The sequence below is a fragment of the Pseudomonas shahriarae genome (assembly GCF_014268455.2).
GTDB lineage: Bacteria > Pseudomonadota > Gammaproteobacteria > Pseudomonadales > Pseudomonadaceae > Aquipseudomonas > Aquipseudomonas shahriarae.
Genome location: NZ_CP077085.1, coordinates 2,681,173 through 2,701,987, shown reverse-complemented (window position 1 = coordinate 2,701,987; position 20,815 = coordinate 2,681,173). Strand labels below are relative to the sequence as shown.

Sequence of the window (20,815 nt, the reverse complement as noted above, 5' to 3'; positions counted from 1 at the left end):
CTTTTGAACAAGGATGTGGATGATGCGAGTAATCATGATTGCCATCGGTTCGGCCGGTGACGTTTTTCCCTTTATCGGCCTGGGCGCGGCACTGACCCTACGCGGTCATCAGGTAACCTTGTGCAGCATGCCGGCGTTTCAACGCACCATCGAGGCCCGGGGCCTGGACTTCGTGCCGTTATGCGATGAGGCGACCTACAACGCTGCCATGGGCGATCCCCGCCTGTGGGATCCGAAGACTTCCTTCAGCGTGTTGTGGCAAGCCATCGCAGGCCTATTAGAGCCGGTCTACGATTATGTAACCGCGCATAACACTGACGATAGGGTAGTGGTCGGCTCACTGTGGGCCCTGGGTGCACGTATAGCCCATGAAAAATACGGTTTCCCTTACCTCTCGGTCCAAGTGTCCCCTTCAACCCTACTGTCGGCACATTTACCGCCTGTACACCCCACTTTCAACGTGTCACGTCGCCTGCCCTTGACGGTGCGCAAATTGCTCTGGCGCGGGATCGAATACCTGAGCCTGGACCGGACCTGTGCCCCACAAATCAATGCCCTGCGCCGCAAACACGGATTGCCGGGCGCGGTGAAGAACATCTTCAGCCAATGGATGCATGCCCCCCAAGGCGTGATTTGCCTGTTCCCCGAATGGTTCGCCCCCGTCCAGCAAGACTGGCCGCAGCCCCTGCACATGGCTGGCTTCCCACTGTTCGATGGTGGCACCCTGGGGCTCGATGAACAGACCCGGGCCTTCCTCGATGCCGGACCGCCCCCCGTGGTTTTCACCCAAGGCTCCACTGAGCACTTTGACCAGCAGTTTTATCACTTCGCCCTGGAAGCGCTGCACAGGGTCGGCGCACGCGGTATTTTTCTGACCGGTGATCGGCCGGTGACCAGCGATTTGCCGCCCACGGTGATGCAACGTCCGTTTTTGCCGATGAGTTCGCTGCTGCCCCGCGCAGCCGGGCTGGTCCACCCCGGCGGCATTGGCGCCATGAGCCTGGCGCTGGCTGCCGGCATCCCACAGATTGTCCTGCCGATCGCCCATGACCAGTTCGATAACGCCGAACGACTGGTGCGCATGGGGTGCGGAATACGTCTTGCCCTGCCCTTGGACAGACAAGACCTGCAAGGGGCGATCACAGCGCTGCTACACGACACCCGATTGCAACAGGCCTGTGCTCGGGCGAGCAGCCTGATGCCCGCCGATGCGGCGTCCTGTGAAACAGCGGTCAAGGCCATTGAACAGTGCCACGCGCACCATTCAATACCTCGCCTGCGCCAAGCGTCATAAACACCGGCCTCTTGGGCAAAAGTGCCGTGCCAGAGCCGTCGGCAAAGCACCGGAAAAGTTTGACAGAAAGATCACGTGGGCTAGATTGCCAAAGGTTCCAGGAATCGAGGCGACTGTCCATGGAGAAGGAAAACGACCTCATCCGCTGGTGGAATCGCTTGCGGATAGAGATGCTCAAGCAACAGGGAGGAGCACAAGTGTTCGCGCTGCTGGAGCGGGAAGTGTTGCAATTGGGGTTCGAGTATTACGCCTATGCCGTACGCCACCTGACCCCTTTTACCCGACCAAAAACCGAGATTCACGGCTCTTACCCCGAAAGGTGGCTGGAACATTACCAGGAGCAAAACTACGCGGCTGTCGATCCGTCGATCCTCAGTGGCTTGCGTTCCACCGAGATGGTGCTGTGGAACGACGCACTGTTTGAAAACAGCCGCAAGCTATGGTTGGAAGCTCGGGATTGGGGTCTGTGCATCGGCGCCACGCTGCCGATTCGCAGCCACGATCACTCGCTGCGGGTACTGTCCGTGGCCCGGCGCCAGGATCCTATTTCGCGGGCTGAAAGCGACGAAATTCAATTGCGCCTGCGCTGCATCCTCGAACAGGTGACGCTGCGCCTGACAGATCTGGGCCATAACGAACGCGCCCACCCGTCGGTCTGCCTCAGCCTGCGTGAGCGGGAAATTTTGCAGTGGACCGCCGACGGCAAGAGTTCAGGCGAGATCGCGCTGATCCTGACCATCTCCATCAACACGGTGAACTTTCACCTCAAGACCATCCAGAAGAAATTCGGCGCAGCCAACAAGACACTGGCGGCTGCCTATGCCGCCGCACTGGGCCTGATCTAGGCCCGACGATCACGATAAGGACATCCAATGATCAGCATCATCACCCGCCATCACCATGAACTGTCTGCAGCCCTTGAGGACGACCTGGGCCGCTATCGACACGAAGTGTTCATCGAGCAACTGGGTTGGCAGCTGGACTCCACCCACGCCCGGCCCCAACGTGAATTCGATCAGTTCGACCAGGCCGACACGCGCCATATCCTCGCCCTGGACACAAAAGGCCAGGTCTGCGGTTGCGCACGGCTGTTGCCGACCACCCAACCTTATCTACTGTCGGAAGTCTTCGGGTTTCTGTGCGACCAGCCAAGCCCGCGCAGCCGTGACACCTGGGAAGTGTCGCGTTTTGCCGCCCGCGCCCTGGAGAAAGGCACCCTACCGATGCGCGTCTGGTGGAACAGCCTGCACCATGCCTGGAGCCACGGCGCCAATCAGGTGGTGGCAGTGACCACTCCAGCGCTGGAGCGTTATTTCCTGAAAAATGGCGTGCAATTGAGTCGCCTCGGCGCCCCGCAACGCGTGAACAACGACCATGTGGTAGCACTGAGTTTTCCGGCCTGGCAGAAAAACGGCCGAATCGCGCTGCACGCTGATTCGGCCGTTGCCTAGCTAGAGATATGAGTAACGCCGAGGTCGCCGGCGCTGATCACATCAAGGGATCAGCGAGTAAATCAGCGAAGAGATGGCGACCAGGCCGACCAGGGTCACGAACACATTGGACATCTGCCCACGGTACTTGGCCATGGCCGGCACCTTGCGGATCGCGTACATCGGCATCAGGAACAGGATCGAAGCAATGATCGGCCCACCCAGGGTCTCGATCATCCCCAGGATGCTCGGGTTCAGGGTGGCGATGATCCAGCACACCACCAGCATAAAGCCAGCAGTCATGCGGTCCAGGGCCTTGGCGCCCGGGCGGCGGCCGCTCTTGACGATCAGGCCCTTGAGGCCTTCGCTGGCGCCGATGTAGTGGCCCAGGAAGGACTTGGCAATCGCCACAAACGCAATCAATGGCGCGGCAAAGGCGATGGTCGGGTTATCGAAGTGGTTGGCCAGGTAAGACAGGATCGACAGGTTCTGCGCCTTGGCTTCGGCCAGTTGGGCCGGTGACAGGGTCAGCACACAGCTGAACACGAAGAACATCACCATCGCCACCATCAACAAGTGGGCACGGGACAGGATCTGCGAGCTGCGCTCTTCGGCGTGGGCGCCGTACTGGCGTTTCTGGTCAACGGCGAAGGCCGAGATGATCGGCGAGTGGTTGAACGAGAACACCATCACCGGAATCGCCAGCCACAGGGTGTGCAGCAGCGCCGACGGTGCCGGAACGGTGCTGGCCGTGCTGAGGATGCCGCCATTCCAGTGCGGAACCAGGTACACCGCCAGAAACAGCAAGGCAACAATAAACGGATAGACCATCAGGCTCATGGCCTTGACGATCACCTGCTCGCCGCAACGCACCACGGCCAGCAGGCCCAGGATCAGCACAAACGACAGCAGCGCCCGTGGCGGTGGCTCGATGTGCAGTTGGTGCGACATAAAGCTTGCGACGGTATTGGTCAGCGCCACGCTGTAGATCAGCAGGATCGGGAAGATCGCAAAGAAGTACAGCAAGGTGATCAAAGCACCGGCCTTGATGCCGAAATGCTCTTCAACCACCTCAGTGATGTCCGAGCCCGCACGCCCCGACAGCACAAAGCGGGTCAGGCCACGGTGTGCGTAGTAGGTCATGGGGAACGCCAACAGCGCGAGGATCAGCAACGGCCAGAAGCCGCCCAGGCCTGCGTTGATGGGCAGAAACAAGGTGCCGGCGCCAATCGCCGTGCCGAACAGGCCAAGCATCCAGGTCGTGTCCTGGCGGCTCCAGCCCGTGAGGGTTACAGGTGTCGTTGCGTAGCGTTCATCGACGCTATTGGCCTGATCATTCATCCGCTCGGTTCTCCACTTTCATACGATCGCGGCGAGTCAGAAAAACCTGACAGGCAGCGCCACGACCGTAACAGGGGCGCGATTGTCCGGGATTCACTTGAATAAGCAAAGACTTAGCTGAGGAATGGTTGTACGGAGCAGAGCCAGTCGATTGACCACAAATTGTTGGAATCAGGAACGTTACGCCCCCATCGCCCACTCAATGCAAGCTCTACTACAAAACCTGGAGATTCAAGCATGACGACTTCAAGCCTGAACATTTTCAACGCTGGCCAGTTGGTCGATAGCGTATCGACCCACATCGCCGATCAAATCGCCGCCCAAGACAAGCCCAAGCAACAACAGTCTGACACCTTCACATTCAACGGCATTGAATACGCCGCCGCGCCCAAGCCTCGCAACACACTGATACCCACCCCGCGAATCGGCTAAAGATTGGCGAAACTGAGGAATGGGGGTGGCGCAAATGCGTTTAATCAGGCAACAACCCTATAGATAGCCGCCCCTTTAAACATAGAATTTATATACTTATCGCAATCTATATCTCACCAGCTTATTTGTAGGAATCCCCCTACTTCACAGCGAGCATTTGAATATTTTTTAAATGATTGCCCATGGATTTGTTACAAACATATACCCAGGCATTGATAGCACCTGCCAGCACATTTATATTCCGTCACTGCCGGGCCCAAGCAATACCCAACCAAATACAAGAATAAAAACCCACGCCCCATGTAGGAATTATCCAATGCGAAAATGCCATGCCGTTTTTACAGGTCTACTTCTCGCTGGACTGCTCGCTCCACTTTCCAGCCAGGCACAATCGACAAACTCCGACATCCGCGCACTCGCTTCTTCGCCCCAGTGGCTGACCACCAAAGTCTATATAGAAGGCGCCCCGCAAATTGACGTCAAGGACAAGTATCCGGGCGTGGTTGGCATCTCCATGTGGGACCCCGAGCGTAATCGCTATGAGTTTTTCTATGCCGACACCGGGCTGTCAAAGTATGACAATGGCGGTGGCGGTTACTTTCTGGTCACAGGCGACAAAACCACCCATATCCTGGTACCAGACAAGGGCCCTGCCAGAACAGTGGTCAGGCGGCTTGAGGTCCTCAACAACCAAGAGTTCACCTATTCGCGGGAAGTGCCCCGGGACATGGTCGAGACCAACGAGAAAGTTCGTATCTACGTGGTCCATGCGCCTTACAACGGGCCGATCAAAACCTCCACCTCCCACTGAGTATTCTTGACCTGCCAGATACCATCAGGCTTTGACTACTTACTTCAAAAATCCATAAAACAATAAAAAGACGCCTCTTATGAAAACTCAACTCAAGTCGTTATTAATATCCACCGTATGGTTGTCCGCCCTTCTTTCCAGCGGCGCCAATGCGCAACCCTCAGCCCCCGCGACAGCAAAAATACCGCACGCCACACCCGAAAATGCAATTATGTTGACGGTATTTCTCAAACATGATCAATCCCGCCCATTAAGCGAACTAAGGGCGCAACTCGCCAAGCAGGATTTCTACAAAGTATTTCCACCGGAGGGAGTAGAAGTCGTCAGTTGGAACATCACCATGGGAATCGGCCAAGTCATCGTCCTGCGCCTACCCGCCTCTCGGTTGTCAGCGGTCAATCTGGCACTGGAAAATGCTGCATGGGGCACCTACCGGACCGAGTTTTTCCCCACCTATGATTTCCGGGAAATCGCCCAGGCAGAACAGAACAAGGTAAGACAAACCCAGTAACGCCCCCCACGAATGCCCAGCGTCTGCAGCCTGCGCCGACGCTGGCATCCCCATGCCAAGGCCTCCCATCGAGGAAGCATCTTTCATCTGCGGGCATTCGTACTACAAAAAATACCGCATACTCCAGAGATCAAACCCCACAACAAGAGCTGCCCCATGCCCGCCACTGTTCTGGTCCTGGTTGAAACCATCAATGAATACCTGCCCATCATCGAGAGCAACGACTTTCATGTGATTCTGGCGCCAACCCCCGCAGAACGCGCCCAGGCGATCAAGACCCATGGCGGGCAGATCCGTGCCGTGCTGACCCGTGGTCCACTGGGGTTGTATGCCGAGGAGATCGCCGCCCTGCCACTGCTGGAAATCATCTGCGTGATCGGTGCCGGCTATGAGCATGTCGACCTGCAGGCGGCGAGCAATCGCAAGATTGTGGTCACCAACGGTGCCGGGGTAAACGCGCCCTCAGTGGCCGACCACGCCATGGCCTTGTTGCTGGCGCTGGTACGCGGCATTCCCCAGACAGACGCGGCCGTGCGACGTGGCGAATGGCCCAAGGTGATGCGCCCGTCCCTCGCCGGCAAACAGCTGGGCATCCTCGGCCTCGGCGCGGTAGGCCTGGAGATCGCCAGGCGCGCCGCCCTCGGGTTTGGCATGGAAGTCAGTTATCACAACCGCCAGCCCCGCGATGACGTGGACTACACCTACTGCGCCAGCGCCGTGGAACTGGCGCGTAACTCGGACTTCCTGGTGCTGGCCACCCCCGGCGGCGTCGGCACGTACCACCTGATCGACCGCCAGGCCCTGGACGCCTTGGGACCCCACGGCTACCTGGTGAACATCGGCCGCGGCAGCGTGGTGGTGACCGCCGACCTGGTGGCCGCCCTTGAGCAACGCCGTATCGGCGGCGCGGCCCTGGATGTGTTCGACGACGAGCCCCAGGTGCCCGACGCCCTCAAGCGCCTGGGCAATACGGTGCTCACCTCCCATGTCGCCGGCCTGTCGCCCGAAGCGGCCCATGACACCGTGCAAAGGGTCGCCGAAAACCTCGTGGAACACTTCGCCGGGCGCCCGGTACTCACACCGGTTGCCTTGCCCCCGCCCGAAAAATGACCGATCAGGCACGCTGATTGTCGTCCAACACGCTAGCCTATTAAGCCACCACAGCCTTGTGGCAGGTTGGCTGTGCGCATTAGATTAGCCAATAGTCCAAGGCCTCAAGAATAAGCAAAAGGGATAAGCATGGCGCTCAATGACCAATCCACCCAGATTCGCCCAGGCGAAGAACTGGATGCCAGCCTCATCGACCCCTACCTCAAGGCCCATATCCCAGGCCTGAGTGGCAGCGCCAGAATCAGCCAGTTTCCAGGCGGCGCCTCCAACCTGACCTACCTGCTGGAATACCCCGAACAGGAATTCGTCCTGCGCCGCCCGCCGTTTGGCCACAAGGCCAAGTCGGCCCATGACATGGGCCGTGAGTTCCGCATCCTCAACCAGCTCAAGGATGGCTTCCCCTATTGCCCCAAAGCCTACGTGCACTGCACCGACGAATCGGTGATCGGCGCCGAGTTTTACGTGATGGAACGGGTCAAGGGCATCATCCTGCGCTCGGACCTGCCGCCGGAGCTGGGCCTGGACGCGGCGCGCACCGAAGCCTTGTGCAAGAGCTTTATCGACAAGTTCGTCGAACTGCACCAGGTCGACTACAGCGCGTGCGGCCTGGCCGACCTGGGCAAGCCTGAAGGTTATGTGCAACGCCAGATTCGCGGCTGGAGCGAGCGCTACGAAAAAGCCCTGACCCCCGACGCCCCGAAATGGGAAGCCGTGCGTGCCTGGCTCAACGACAAGATGCCCGCCGATCATCCGACCTCGAGCATCGTGCACAACGACTATCGCTTCGACAATGTGATCCTCGACCCCAACAACCCGATGCAAATCATTGGCGTGCTGGATTGGGAGCTGACCACCCTGGGCGACCCGCTGATGGACCTGGGCAACAGCCTCGCCTACTGGATCGAAGCCGCCGACCCGGCGCCCGTGCAACTGATGCGCCGCCAACCGAGCAACGCCCCCGGCATGCTGACCCGCCGCCAGTTTGTCGATTACTACGCCGAGCGCTCCGGCATCCAGATCGACAATTTCGACTTCTACTACACCTACGGCCTGTTCCGTCTGGCCGGCATCGTGCAGCAGATCTACTACCGCTTCTTCCATGGCCAGACCCAGGACAAACGTTTCGCGCAGTTCATCCGCATGAACACGCTGCTGGAACAGATGAGTCTGAACGTCATCCACAAATCCACCCTCTGACCCGACAAGGAACCACCATGTCCAAGACTCATCTGTTCGACCTCGATGGCAAGATCGCGTTTGTTTCCGGGGCCAGCCGTGGCATTGGTGAGGCCATCGCCAAGCTGCTGGCCCAGCAAGGTGCCCACGTGATTGTCTCGAGCCGCAAGATCGACGGCTGCCAGCACGTGGCCGATGCAATCATCGCCGCCGGCGGCAAGGCCACGGCCATTGCCTGCCATATCGGCGAGATGGAGCAGATCAGCGAGGTGTTTGCCGGCATTCGCCAGCAGTTCGGGCGCCTGGACATCCTGGTCAACAACGCCGCGACCAACCCCCAGTTCTGCAACGTGCTGGACACCGACCTCGGCGCGTTCCAGAAAACCGTCGACGTGAACATCCGTGGCTACTTCTTCATGTCAGTGGAAGCCGGCAAGCTGATGCGTGACAACGGTGGCGGCAGCATCATCAACGTGGCCTCGATCAACGGCATTTCCCCGGGGCACTTCCAGGGCATCTACTCGGTGACCAAGGCCGCCGTGATCAATATGACCAAGGTGTTTGCCAAGGAATGCGCGCCGTTCGGCATCCGCTGCAACGCCCTGCTGCCGGGCCTGACCGACACCAAGTTTGCCTCGGCCCTGGTGAAAAACGAGTCGATCCTGAACATGGCCCTGGCCCAGATCCCGCTCAAGCGCGTGGCCGACCCCAGTGAAATGGCCGGCGCGGTGCTGTACCTGGCCAGCGATGCCTCGACCTACACCACGGGTGTTTCGCTGAATGTGGACGGTGGCTTCCTCTCCTGACCCACGCTTGTGTGGGAGCGGGCTTGCTCGCGAAGACGTCGGCCCAGCAAACATTGATGTTGACTGACCCACTGCTTTCGCGAGCAAGCCCGCTCCCACATTTTTGATCGGCGTGGCCGGTACATACGAGTAACCTTGGCAGAATTGACCGCCTCGGAATGAAACATGGAACTGCACGTCGTCATCCAGGGCCGCAAGGACCTGGCCGAACAGCTTTACCAGCAACTGCGCGACGCGATTGAATCAGGACGCCTGGCCGCTGGCGCGCAGTTGCCCCCCAGCCGCTTGCTGGCCGAGCAGTTGGGGGTGTCGCGCAAGACCGTGTCCGACACCTACACCACCCTGACCTACGAAGGCCTGCTGATCGGCAAGATCGGCCGTGGCACCTTCGTCACCCCCCATGCGCTGCGGCCAAAGGGCCTGCAAAGTGCAGCCGACCTGGCCTGCGCCGCCAACCTGGCCAAGTGGCAGGCCCTGCCCTCGCCCATGCGCCATCCGACACGCGAAAGCACGTTGCGCTGCGAGTTCATCGGTGGCGCCACCACCCGCAGCCTGTTCCCCCAGGACGAATGGCGACGTTGCACCCAGGACGCTCTGCGCCGCATTGCCAAAAACAGTGGTTTCTACGGCCAGCCCGAGGGCTTGCCGGCCTTGCGCAATGCGATTGCCGGGCATATCGCCTTTTCCCGTGGGGTCAACTGCTGCGACGACGACATTGTGGTGTGCAACGGTGCCCAGCAGGCACTGGACCTGATCGCCCGCGTGGTGCTGGAACCGGGCAGCATCGTCGCCATGGAAGACCCCGGCTACGCCCCGGCGCGCCTGCTTTTCGAAGCCATGGGCGCCACGGTGGCCGGCGTGCCGCTGGACGCGCAAGGGATCCAGGTCGAGTTGATTCCCGAAGGCACCCGACTGATCTACGTCACCCCGTCCCACCAGTTTCCATTGGGTATCCCCATGAGCCTGCCGCGCCGCGAAGCGCTGCTGGAACGGGCGCTGGCGCTGGGCGCAATTGTCATCGAGGACGACTACGACAGTGAGTTCCGCTACGAAGGCCGCCCCGCCGACGCCCTGCAAAGCATGGATACACGAGGCATCGTCGCCTATGTCGGAACCTTCTCCAAGACCCTGCTCCCAGAGCTGCGCCTGGGCTACACGGTGCTGCCACCGGCCATCCGCGGCGCGGTACTCAAGGCCAAGCAACTGAGCGACCAGCACAGCTCGACACTGCCGCAATGGGCCCTGGCCAAGTTCATCAGCGAAGGCTATCTGCTCAAGCACATCCGGCGTTGTCACGCGGTCTACACCACCCGCCGCGAACGCATCCTCAGCCGCCTGGCCGGCGACCTGTCGCCCTGGTTCGAAGCCGTGCCCAGCGTGGCCGGGTTCCACTTGGCCGCACTGTGCAAAGTGCCCGTGAACATCCCCCTGCTGATCGAACGGGCGCGCCAGGTGGAAGTCGGCCTGTATCCACTGGACGTGTTTTTCCATCAGGCGCCGGTGCGTAGTGGCTTGATCTTCGGCTTCGGCGCCATCGAGACCCTGGATATCGACCCATCCCTGGACAAGGTGCGCGATATCCTGTTGCAGATTGGCTGAGGAGTAAGGAGGCCCTGCCAGTTCAGGACTCAGGGGCGCCTGAACTGGCGGCGCAGGTCTTCAATCGGCTGCCGACAGGCGCAGCCTTCCAGGTGGTCATTGACCATCCCCATCGCCTGCATGAATGCATACATCGTCGTCGGCCCGACGAATGTCCAGCCGCGCTTCTTCAAGGCCTTGGACAAGCGTACCGACGCCGGTGACGTCGAGTTGCCCGTCCAATAGGCCATGTCCACCACCGCCGGGCGCTCGTCGGCCGCCGGCTCGAATGCCCACAACCAGGCCGCCAGCGAGCCGTATTCATCCACCAGTTCACAGGCCCTGCGCGCATTGTTGAGGGTCGAGAGGATTTTCGCCCGGTTACGCACAATGCCGGGGTCGGCCATCAAGCGCTGGATATCCTGCTCGGTGTACTGCGCCACCCGGCGAAAATCAAAACCCTCGAACGCCCGGCGAAAATGCTCGCGCTTGCGCAGGATGGTGATCCACGCCATGCCGGCCTGGAAGCCTTCCAGGCAGATTTTCTCGTACAGCGCCCTATCATCGGCAACCGGTACACCCCATTCGTGATCGTGGTAATCGGGGTACTCGGCAGCGGCCGTTCGCCATGTACAACGGGTCAGTCCCGTTTCATCGGTTGTCAGTCCAGGCTTGTCCATGCATCACCTCAGCAGCCAAGCCGGGGATGATAAGCGAAAAATTTTCCAGACCGCCAACCGCTCAAGCATCACGGTTACCGAGCAACTGGTAAGACCGGACAAGCTAAACAGCCCCTCCCCCCCTTGTAGTTTGCAAAAAACCGAGCGTAGACTGGCCGCGCACTGGACTTACCGGTAAGACCACAACAATTAAGCCCTGGACCCACCAGGGCACCGAATAGAGATCCTTCCCATGCTCAGATGGTGCTCGCGTTCGATTTTCCTGCAAGTCGTCATAGGCCTGATGCTCGGCATCGCGTGCGGCTTGGCCCTTCCCGAATTCTCCTCACAACTCAAACCCCTGGGTGACGGCTTTATCAAGCTGATCAAGATGCTGATCGGCCTGATCGTGTTCTGCGTGGTGGTCAGCGGCATTTCCGGTGCTGGCGACCTGAAAAAAGTCGGGCGCATCGGCCTCAAGTCGGTGATCTATTTCGAAATCCTCACCACCATCGCCCTGGTACTGGGCCTGGTGCTGGCCTTCAGTACCGGGATCGGTAGCGGGGCCAATATCCATCTGGAACAGCTGTCTTCCGCCGGCCTCAATGAATTGGCGGATCGTGGCCAACATATCAAGGGCACTAGTCAGTTCCTGATGGACCTGATCCCCAACTCGGTGATCGGCGCCTTTGCCGACAACAACGTACTGCAAGTGCTGTTGTTCTCGGTGCTGTTCGGCAGTGCGCTGAACCTGGTAGGGGAAGCGGCGTCGGGCATTTCACGACTGATCAACGAACTGAGCCATGTGATCTTCCGCATCATGGGCATGATCGTGCGCCTGGCGCCCATCGGCGTATTCGGTGCCATCGCCTTTACCACCAGCACCTATGGCCTGGATTCGCTACAGCACCTGGGCAGCCTGGTGGGTCTGTTCTACCTGACCTGCATCGCGTTTGTCGCGCTGATCCTGGGCGCGGTGATGCGCCTGTCGGGCCTGCGCATGCTGCCGCTGCTCAAATACCTGCGCGAAGAGCTGCTGATCGTGATGGGCACCGCGTCATCCGATGCAGTGTTGCCACAGATCATGCGTAAACTGGAGCACCTGGGCATCGGCAGTTCCACCGTCGGCCTGGTGATCCCCACCGGTTACTCGTTCAACCTCGATGGTTTCTCGATCTACCTGACCCTGGCCATTGTGTTTATCGCCAACGCCACCGGTACGCCGTTGTCGATGACCGATCTGCTGACCATCCTGCTGGTGTCGCTGATCACCTCCAAGGGTGCCCACGGCATACCGGGCTCGGCCCTGGTGATTCTGGCCGCGACCCTCACCGCCATTCCCGCCATCCCGGTGGTGGGCCTGGTGCTGGTGTTGGCCGTGGACTGGTTTATGGGGATTGGCCGTGCACTGACCAACCTGATCGGCAACTGCGTGGCCACCGTGGCCATTGCCCGCTGGGAAAAGGACATTGATCTGCAACGGGCCAACAAGGTGCTGGAGGGGCAGCAAGGGTATGCGTTCCAGGCCAAGAAGCCGGTGTTGCCGGCTCACCAGGAGTTCTAGCGCAGATCGAGTGTGGGAGCGGGCTTGCTCGCTCCCACCGTTAATCGTCGCCATTTTTACCGTTTGTGTTTGCAACATAAGGAGCCCGGCGTGATCAGCACCTCAACCGTCGTCAATTCAGTCGTAGAAAAACTACGCGCCGCCCTGGCCCGAGGCCAATGGCGGCGTGGCGAAATGCTCCCCGGCCAGCGCGAACTGGCCGAACAATTGGGCATCAGCCGCCCGAGCCTGCGCGAAGCCGTGATCGTCCTGGAAACCCTCGGCCTGGTGCGCTCGATGCCCGGCAAAGGCGTGGTCGTGCTGGAAACCAGCGTCAACGAGCCCCAAGCCCATGATGCCGTGGCCGACGCCAGCCTCGCCGACATCCTGCAACTGCGCTACACCCTGGAGCCGTTTATCGTCGGCCTGGTGGCCCAGTCCATCACCAGCAAGGAAATCGGGCAACTGCGCCTGACCCTGATGGACATGCGCGAAGCCCTGGACGCCAACGACAGTGAAGCGGGGATGAACGCCTACATCGCCTTCCACGAAGAACTGTTCGCCCTGACCTCCAACCCGATCTTCCAGAACGTGGTGCAGCAGACTAGCAACGCCCTCAAGCAAAGCGCCCAGGTGTTGCGCAACTCCCCCGAACACCTGGCCGAGCGCCTGCAGGAAAACGAAGCGGTGGTGCGCGCGATCCGCAGCAAGAACAGCGCCCAGGCCAGCGCCGAAATGCGCCGCCATATCCTCAACGAAGGCCAGCGCATGGGGACCGCCCTGAACATTCCCGACGACCATCTCGGCAACTGACTTTGGAGGCTGGCCATGAGCGCTCATGCCCTGCAACGCACTAACGTTGTCACCGCCCCGCCCCCCATGCGCCTGGTGCCCGGTAAACGGCCCTCGGTGGATGACCTCTACCCACGGCTGTTCGATGCCATCCTCGAACAGCGCATCGTGCCCACCAGCCGCTTTACCGAAGAAGGCCTGGCCGAACAATTTGGCGTCAGCCGCAGCGTACTGCGCCGGGTCCTGGCGCGCCTGGCCGAGCAGCAAGTGATCATCCTGCGCCCCAACCTGCGTGCCCAGGTGGCGGCGCCCGATGCGCAGCAGGTGCAACACATTCTCGAGGCGCGGCGCTTGATGGAAGTGACCGTGGTGCAATTGGCGTGCGCACAGGCCAGCCCCGGCCAGGTGCGGCGCTTGCGTGAACTGGTGGCGCGCCAACGGGCGTGCGTCGAACAGGGCCAGCAAGGCCCGGCCATCCGCCTGTGTGGCGAGTTTCACCTATTGCTGGCGAGCATTGCGGGGAATCGGCCACTGGCGCAGTTTCTCAATAGCCTGGTGCCGTTGACCTCGCTGGTCATTGCGCAACAGGGAACGTTCGCCGGGACCTGGCGTGAGCAGTCGGCGATGATCGAGGCACTGGAGCGCAGGGATGGGGGCACGGCCGTAAGCCTGATGACCCAACATCTGGATCATCTGCAAGCACAACTCTCGTAAGCCAATGGAGATTCAACTGTGGGAGCTGGCTTGCTTGCGATGGCGGTGGGTCAGCCGCCAGCAACAGTGACTGGACTGTCGCTATCGCGGGTAAGCCCGCTCCCACAGGGGATCTGCGCGGGGCAGAGAATGTTGGCACCACCACAAATCAAATGTGGGAGCTGGCTTGCCTGCGATGGCGGTAGATCAGTTGCCAGAAACAGTGACTGGACTGCCGCTTTCGCGAGCAAGCCCGCTCCCACAGGGGATCTGCGCGGGGCAGAGAATTTTGGTACCACCACAAATCAAATGTGGGAGCTGGCTTGCCTGCGATGGCGGTGTATCAGCCGCCAGAAACAGTGACTGGACTGCCGCTTTCGCGAGCAAGCCCGCTCCCACAGGGGATCTGCGCGGGGCAGAGAATTTTGGTACCACCACAAATCAAATGTGGGAGCTGGCTTGCCTGCGATGGCGGTGTATCAGCCGCCAGAAACAGTGACTGGACTGCCGCTTTCGCGAGCAAGCCCGCTCCCACAGGGGATCTGCGCGGGGCAGAGAATTTTGGTACCACCACAAATCAAATGTGGGAGCTGGCTTGCCTGCGATGGCGGTGTATCAGCCGCCAGAAACAGTGACTGGACTGCCGCTTTCGCGAGCAAGCCCGCTCCCACAGGGGATCTGCGCGGGGCAGAGAATGTTGGTACCACCACAAATCAAATGTAGTAGCTGGCTTGCCTGCGATGGCGGTGAGTCAGCCGCCAGCAACAGTGACTGGACTGCCGCTATCGCGGGCAAGCCCGCTCCCACAGGGGATCTGCGCGGGGCAGAGAATTTTGGTACCACCACAAATCAAATGTAGTAGCTGGCTTGCCTGCGATGGCGGTGAGTCAGCCGTCAGCAACAGTGACTGGACTGCCGCTTTCGCGAGCAAGCCCGCTCCCACAGGGGATCTGCGCGGGGCAGAGAATGTTGGTACAACCACAAATCAAATGTGGGAGCTGGCTTGCCTGCGATGGCGGTGGGTCAGTTGCCAGAAGTAGTGACTGGACTGCCGCTTTCGCGAGCAAGCCCGCTCCCACAGGGGATCTGCGCGGGGCAGAGAATTTTGGCCCCACCACAAATCAAATGTGGGAGCTGGCTTGCCTGCGATGGCGGTAGATCAGTTGCCAGAAGTAGTGACTGGACTGCCGCTATCGCGGGCAAGCCCGCTCCCACAGGGGATCTTCGTGTGGCAGAGAATGTTGGTACAACCACAAATCAAATGTGGGAGCTGGCTTGCCTGCGATGGCGGTGGATCAGTTGCCAGAAGTAGTGACTGGACTGCCGCTATCGCGGGCAAGCCCGCTCCCACAGGGGACCTCACTGGCGCAGAGAATGTTGGTACCACCCCAAATCAAATGTGGGAGCTGGCTTGCCTGCGATGGCGGTGGGTCAGCCGCCAGCGACAGTGACTGGACTGCCGCTATCGCGGGCAAGCCCGCTCCCACAAGGGGCACCAGGGGCAGCAAATTTTGCATACACCCTACATTGAATCGAGTGAAAACAAAAAGCCCCGTCTCTCGCGAGACGGGGCTTTGTTTTAACGCGCTAGCAGCCGATTACAGCACCGCTTGACCACTCATGGCCAGGTCCAGCAGTTCCCGGTTGGCCACCGCGTACATGGCGTAGTCCGTGCCGACCGCAGCCCGGATTTCCACCATCATCGCGCGCCAGCGTTCGACCATGCTCGCGTTCTGCTCAAGCCACAGGGCCACGCGAGCTTCCATGTCTTCTGGCGCATCGGCCATTTGCAGAACCTTGATGGTGATCGCCCGTTGCTGCCAGTCCACGTCATCGCGGAAGGCTTCGCGGGCCTGGGCCTGCCAGTTGTTGCCCACCGGCAGATCGCTGATCTGCTGCAGGTACCACGGCAAGTCCAGGGCGCTGCCCACGGCGAAGTAGGCCTTGGCCACATCGGCAGCGCTCTGACCGGTAACGTCAGCAGCCTCGATGATCGGCAACAAGGTGTACAGGTGCGTGGTGCCAGCAACCATGCGCGCCAACAGCTCAGGCACACCGGCTTCGACATAGGCCTGGTAACGGTTCTGCCAGCCTTCGCGGGTCGGGCCTTCCAGCAGTTCGTCGAGCTTGAGGCCCAACGCCGCCAGGTGCGGACCGAAGTGCGCCACATCACGCGCGGCATCCTGCTCGTTGCGACGGCTGCGCAGGAACCAGCGGGTAGCCCGACGGCCCAGGCGCATCAGTTCGTCCATCAGCGCCAGTTGCACTTCAGCCGAGACCTGGTGATCCAGGGCTTCGATCTGACGGAACCAGTGCGGGAGATGGAAGATGTCGCGCACGATCACATAGGCGCCCGCCACGTTCGCCGGGCTCATGCCGGTCGACTCTTTGAGGCGTTGCACGAAGGTGATGCCCATGTGGTTGACCAGGTCGTTGGCGATCTGGGTGCTGACGATCTCGCGCTTGAGGCGGTGGCGACGCATGGCCTCGCCGAACTTGGCCACCAGGCTCGGCGGGAACGCGGTCTCCATGTCGCGGGTCAGGTAGTCGTCATCCGGTACCAGGGACTTGAGCAGCGCTTCCTTGAGGTCGATCTTACTGTAGGAAATCAGCACCGACAGTTCCGGACGGGTCAGGCCCTTGCCGGTCGCGGCGCGCTCGACGAGCTGCTCCTCGGTCGGCAGGTACTCGATGGCGCGGTCCAGCTTGCCGCGGCCTTCCAGGTCGCTCATCAGACGCTTGTACTCGGCCGCACGCTCGTAGGCTTTGCGCGCCGCCAGGGACAGGGCCTGGGTCTGCTTGTAGTTGTTGCCCAACACCAGGCTGCCGACTTCGTCGGTCATGCTCGCCAGCAACTGGTTGCGTTGCTTGTCGGTCATGTCGCCAGCCTGCACCACTTCGTTGAGCAGGATCTTGATGTTCACTTCGTGGTCGGAGCAGTCCACACCACCGGCGTTGTCGATAAAGTCGGTGTTGGAACCGCCGCCATTGAGGCCGAATTCCACGCGACCCAGCTGGGTCATGCCCAGGTTACCGCCCTCGCCCACTACTTTGCAGCGCAGCTCGTTGCCGTTGACGCGCAGCGCGTCGTTGGCCTTGTCGCCGACATCGGCGTGGCTTTCGGTGCTGGCCTTGACGTAGGTGCCGATACCGCCGTTCCACAACAGGTCCACCGGCGCCTTGAGCAAGGCGTTCAGCAGCTCGGTCGGGGTCAGCTTGTCGGCCTGGATGTCGAAGCGTTCTTTCATCTGGGGCGAGATGGCAATGCTTTTGGCGCTGCGCGAGAAGATCCCGCCGCCTTCGGACATGATGCTGGTGTCGTAGTCCGACCAGGCCGAACGCGGCAGCTCAAACATACGCTGGCGCTCGATGAAGCTGGTTTCCGGGTTCGGGTTTGGATCAATAAAGATATGCAGGTGGTTGAAGGCCGCGACCAGTTGCAGCTTGTCGGACATCAACAAGCCGTTGCCGAACACGTCACCGGCCATGTCGCCGACGCCGACCACGGTAATGCTGTCTTTCTGCACATTGATGCCGCGCTCACGGAAGTGACGCTGCACACCGACCCACGCGCCCTTGGCGGTGATGCCCATTTTCTTGTGGTCGTAACCGGCCGAACCACCAGAGGCAAACGCATCGCCCAGCCAGAAGCCGTAGTCGATGGCAATGCCGTTGGCGATATCGGAGAAGGTCGCGGTGCCTTTGTCGGCCGCCACTACCAGGTACGGGTCGTCGTTGTCGTGGCGGACCACGTTCAACGGCGGCACCAGGGCACCGTCTTTCAGGTTGTCGGTAATGTCCAACAGACCGGAAATGAAGATGCGGTAGCAGGCGATGCCCTCGGCCGCGATCTCGTCCCGGCTGCCGCCCAATGGCAGGCGACGCGGCAGGAAGCCGCCCTTGGCGCCGACCGGCACGATCACCGAGTTCTTCACCTGCTGGGCTTTTACCAGGCCCAGCACTTCGGTGCGGAAGTCTTCTTCACGGTCGGACCAGCGCAGGCCGCCACGGGCAACGTTACCAAAGCGCAGGTGCACGCCTTCGACCCGCGGCGAGTAGACGAAGATTTCAAACTTCGGCACTGGCTTGGGCAACTCGGGAATAGCGTGGGGGTTGAACTTGAAGCTGAAGTACGACTTGTTCTGGCCGTTGGCATCCGCCTGGTAGAAGTTGGTGCGCAGGGTGGCCTTGATCAGGTCCAGGTAGCGCCGCAGGATCCGGTCTTCGTTAAGCACCTGCACATCGTCCAGGGCGTTGAGGATCGCTTGCTCCAGGCGCTGCTGCTTGTCTTCCAGGTCGTCGGCAGTGAGCTTGCGCGCCAGGTAGAAGCGCGTCTTGAACAACCGGGTCAACTCGCGGGCGATGTCGGTGTGGTTGTTCAGGGTGCTGGCGATGTAACCCAGGTCGAAGCCCAGGCGGATCTGCTTCAGGTAACGGGCATAAGCACGCAGCAGCGCCACGTCACGCCATGGCAAGCCGGCAGTCAGTACCAGGCGGTTGAATGCATCGTTCTCGGCATCGCCATTGACGATGTGCACGAACGCATCCTGCAGGGTGTCGTTGAGCTGCTGGATATCGAGGTTCAGGCCTTCGGCGGCGGTGAACGCAAAGTCATGGATCCAGAACTCGCGGCCATTGGCGTGGCGCAGGCGGTACGGGAACTCACCGAGCACGCGCAGGCCGAGGTTCTCGAGGATCGGCAGTACATCCGACAACGCCAGCGGAGTGTCAGCGTGGTACAGCTTGCAGTGCAATTCCTGCTGGCCGGTCACGTGGCCCAAAGGCTGATAGAAGCTCATCACCAGTGGCTTGGCTTCGGTCAGGTTCAACAGGTGCTGCATGTCGACCACGGCCGAGTGCGCGGCAAAGCGCTCGCGGTAGCCTGCCGGGAAGCCTTTCGGGAAATCCGCCAGCACATTGGTGCCGTGGGCTTCGCCGAAGCTTTCGACCACCAGGCTCGCGTAGTCGTCCTGCCAGCTGCGGCAGGCCTGCACCACTTCTTTTTCCAGGAGCAGCGGGTCGATATCCAGGCGGTTCTTCGGATCGACCCGCAGAATCAGCTGGACACGGGCCAGTACGGACTCGGAGAAGAACGTCCAGAATTCGCAATCCGAGGCTTTCAGGCGATCCATCAGCACTTGCTGGATCTTCTGGCGCACTTCGGTGGAGTAGATATCGCGCGGCACGTAGGCCAGGCAGTAGCAGAAACGGCCGTACGGGTCTTTGCGCAGGAACACGCGGATCTTGTTGCGCTCCTGGATCTGCACGATCGACATCACGGTGCTGAACAGCTCGTCCACCGGGGTCTGGAACAGGTCGTCGCGGGGCAGCACTTCAACCACCTGGGCCAGCTCCTTGCCCAGGTGCGCCTTGGCCTGGAAGCCCGAGCGGCGCTCGATTTCCGCGACCTTGCGGCGGATATAAGGAATCACCCGCACGCTTTCGCCGTACACCGAGGAGGTGTAGAGGCCCATGAAGCGGCATTCCTTGACGACCTTGCCGTCAGCATCGATCTGGCGGATCGACACGTAGTCAGGGTAAGCCGGACGGTGTACACGGCTTGGGTGCGCGGCCTTGGCGAACGACAACACGGTCGGCTCGCGCAGGTAGGCCACGGCGTAATCTTCGATGCGCAGGTCTTCAGCGGTGAGGCCGGCGCGCAGCAGTTTGGTCAGGCCGAGGAAGGAGTTGGCGTCATATTCCAGATGACCGCCGTCCTTCTCGTCACGTACCACAAATTCTTCGTAGCCGAGGAAGGTGAAGTGGTTGCCCACCAGCCATTCCAGGAAACTTTTGATCTCGGCCTTTTCTTCACCGTCGATGGTCAACGGGCTGTTATCGATGCTGTCCAGCAACTCCTGGACCTTGGCTTTCATCGGCTCGAAATCAGCCACGGCCACCCGCACTTCGCCCAGTACCTGCTCAAGTTCCTTGCTCAGGACGTTCAGCTCGGCGGCGTTGGCGCAGCGGTCGATCTCCAGGTACATCAGGGATTCTTGCAGGACGTCTTCGCCCTGGGTGCCCTTGGGCAGGATTTCCAGCAACTCGCCCTTCTTGCCACGGCGCACGCTGAGTACGGTGGTTTGCAGGGTATGGATGCTGTAGCCGCGACGGTTCAGCTCAGTGCGCACCGAATCCACGAGGAACGGCAGGTCATGGTGCAAGACCTCGACCGCAGTGTGGGTCGACTGCCAGCCGTGGCGTTCGTAGTCGGGGTTGTAGACCCGCACTTGCGGCTGGGTGTGATCAAAGCGCTCAAGCAGGCGCCAGGCAGACAGGGTGCAACCGGCCAGGTCGGACATGCGACGCTGGGTCAGCTCGTCCAGGGAAATGATGCCGAAGAATTGTTCAGCGAACAGCGCCACTTGTGGCAGTGCCTGTTCACTGATGTGCTGCGCCAGTGCCGCTTGCAGTTGATGCTGGAAGTCGGCTTTGCTGGCTGCGGTGAAGAACGCCATCTGTGGTACTCCGCTTGGGCTTGTTATTGATGGAAGCGTCGCGTGTTGTCCCCTGATGGGGAGGCCGTCATGTCTGTTCGCAGGTGCTGATGATAAGCACCATAGACGAATCAGGGTGACAGGTGGGTGAAGCTGGACAAGACCCTGAGGTCACATTCGACGTCCACTGGATGCACCACCG

General features: G+C 60.6%; 16 protein-coding genes. 13 read left to right on the top strand and 3 right to left on the bottom strand.

Annotated features, from left to right (window positions below; genetic code table 11):
* Positions 1–22: 22 nt before the first annotated feature.
* From HU773_RS11975 to HU773_RS11965, 3 genes are all read left to right on the top strand, one after another.
* Entirely contained in the window at positions 23–1,294 is a 1,272-nt protein-coding gene (locus HU773_RS11975; RefSeq protein WP_186625857.1) for a glycosyltransferase, read from the top strand.
* 119 nt (positions 1,295–1,413) lie between these two features.
* Positions 1,414–2,139 carry an autoinducer binding domain-containing protein gene (locus tag HU773_RS11970; protein WP_057959820.1) on the top strand — a complete coding sequence of 242 codons (726 nt, stop codon included), beginning with the start codon at positions 1,414–1,416 and terminating at the stop codon, positions 2,137–2,139.
* Positions 2,140–2,166: 27 nt separating this feature from the next.
* Positions 2,167–2,745: an acyl-homoserine-lactone synthase gene (locus HU773_RS11965; protein ID WP_057439660.1), complete on the top strand. Its 579-nt coding sequence runs from the start codon at positions 2,167–2,169 to the stop codon at positions 2,743–2,745.
* A gap of 42 nt (positions 2,746–2,787) precedes the next feature.
* Here HU773_RS11965 and HU773_RS11960 read toward each other — a convergent pair whose 3' ends face one another.
* Positions 2,788–4,065: an HAAAP family serine/threonine permease gene (locus tag HU773_RS11960; protein WP_057439661.1), complete on the bottom strand. Its 1,278-nt coding sequence runs from the start codon at positions 4,063–4,065 to the stop codon at positions 2,788–2,790.
* A gap of 237 nt (positions 4,066–4,302) precedes the next feature.
* On the opposite strand from HU773_RS11960, the gene HU773_RS11955 reads away from it, so the two are divergent.
* The 7 genes from HU773_RS11955 to pdxR all read left to right on the top strand — a co-directional run bounded on the left by HU773_RS11955 (position 4,303) and on the right by pdxR (position 10,510).
* Positions 4,303–4,497 carry a hypothetical protein gene (locus HU773_RS11955; RefSeq protein ID WP_057439662.1) on the top strand — a complete coding sequence of 65 codons (195 nt, stop codon included), beginning with the start codon at positions 4,303–4,305 and terminating at the stop codon, positions 4,495–4,497.
* Positions 4,498–4,813: 316 nt separating this feature from the next.
* Positions 4,814–5,308 carry a DUF4822 domain-containing protein gene (locus HU773_RS11950; protein ID WP_057959822.1) on the top strand — a complete coding sequence of 165 codons (495 nt, stop codon included), beginning with the start codon at positions 4,814–4,816 and terminating at the stop codon, positions 5,306–5,308.
* Between the two features lie 79 nt (positions 5,309–5,387).
* Positions 5,388–5,819: a hypothetical protein gene (locus HU773_RS11945; RefSeq protein WP_057959823.1), complete on the top strand. Its 432-nt coding sequence runs from the start codon at positions 5,388–5,390 to the stop codon at positions 5,817–5,819.
* Between the two features lie 156 nt (positions 5,820–5,975).
* Positions 5,976–6,929, top strand: a complete 954-nt coding sequence (locus tag HU773_RS11940) for a 2-hydroxyacid dehydrogenase (RefSeq protein ID WP_057959824.1) — start codon at positions 5,976–5,978, stop codon at positions 6,927–6,929.
* Positions 6,930–7,058: 129 nt separating this feature from the next.
* Complete coding sequence (locus HU773_RS11935; protein WP_120732624.1) at positions 7,059–8,126, top strand: phosphotransferase family protein; 1,068 nt, start codon at positions 7,059–7,061, stop codon at positions 8,124–8,126.
* Between the two features lie 17 nt (positions 8,127–8,143).
* Complete coding sequence (locus HU773_RS11930) at positions 8,144–8,911, top strand: SDR family oxidoreductase (RefSeq protein WP_057439666.1); 768 nt, start codon at positions 8,144–8,146, stop codon at positions 8,909–8,911.
* Positions 8,912–9,076: 165 nt separating this feature from the next.
* On the top strand, positions 9,077–10,510 hold the full coding sequence (pdxR, locus tag HU773_RS11925; RefSeq protein WP_186625858.1) for a MocR-like pyridoxine biosynthesis transcription factor PdxR: 1,434 nt from the start codon (positions 9,077–9,079) through the stop codon (positions 10,508–10,510).
* Positions 10,511–10,539: 29 nt separating this feature from the next.
* Here pdxR and HU773_RS11920 read toward each other — a convergent pair whose 3' ends face one another.
* Positions 10,540–11,169, bottom strand: a complete 630-nt coding sequence (locus HU773_RS11920; protein ID WP_186625859.1) for a DNA-3-methyladenine glycosylase I — start codon at positions 11,167–11,169, stop codon at positions 10,540–10,542.
* 232 nt (positions 11,170–11,401) lie between these two features.
* Here HU773_RS11920 and HU773_RS11915 point away from each other — a divergent pair, with 232 nt between their 5' ends.
* The 3 genes from HU773_RS11915 to HU773_RS11905 all read left to right on the top strand — a co-directional run bounded on the left by HU773_RS11915 (position 11,402) and on the right by HU773_RS11905 (position 14,197).
* On the top strand, positions 11,402–12,712 hold the full coding sequence (locus tag HU773_RS11915) for a C4-dicarboxylate transporter DctA (RefSeq protein WP_057439668.1): 1,311 nt from the start codon (positions 11,402–11,404) through the stop codon (positions 12,710–12,712).
* A 90-nt stretch (positions 12,713–12,802) separates the two neighbouring features.
* Positions 12,803–13,504 carry a FadR/GntR family transcriptional regulator gene (locus HU773_RS11910; RefSeq protein WP_057439669.1) on the top strand — a complete coding sequence of 234 codons (702 nt, stop codon included), beginning with the start codon at positions 12,803–12,805 and terminating at the stop codon, positions 13,502–13,504.
* A gap of 15 nt (positions 13,505–13,519) precedes the next feature.
* Positions 13,520–14,197 (top strand): GntR family transcriptional regulator, encoded by a 678-nt coding sequence (locus HU773_RS11905; protein ID WP_170060708.1) that lies wholly within the window; start codon positions 13,520–13,522, stop codon positions 14,195–14,197.
* Between the two features lie 1,577 nt (positions 14,198–15,774).
* On the opposite strand, the gene HU773_RS11900 is transcribed toward HU773_RS11905, so the two are convergent.
* Entirely contained in the window at positions 15,775–20,634 is a 4,860-nt protein-coding gene (locus tag HU773_RS11900) for an NAD-glutamate dehydrogenase (protein WP_057439671.1), read from the bottom strand.
* Between the last annotated feature and the right edge of the window lie 181 nt (positions 20,635–20,815).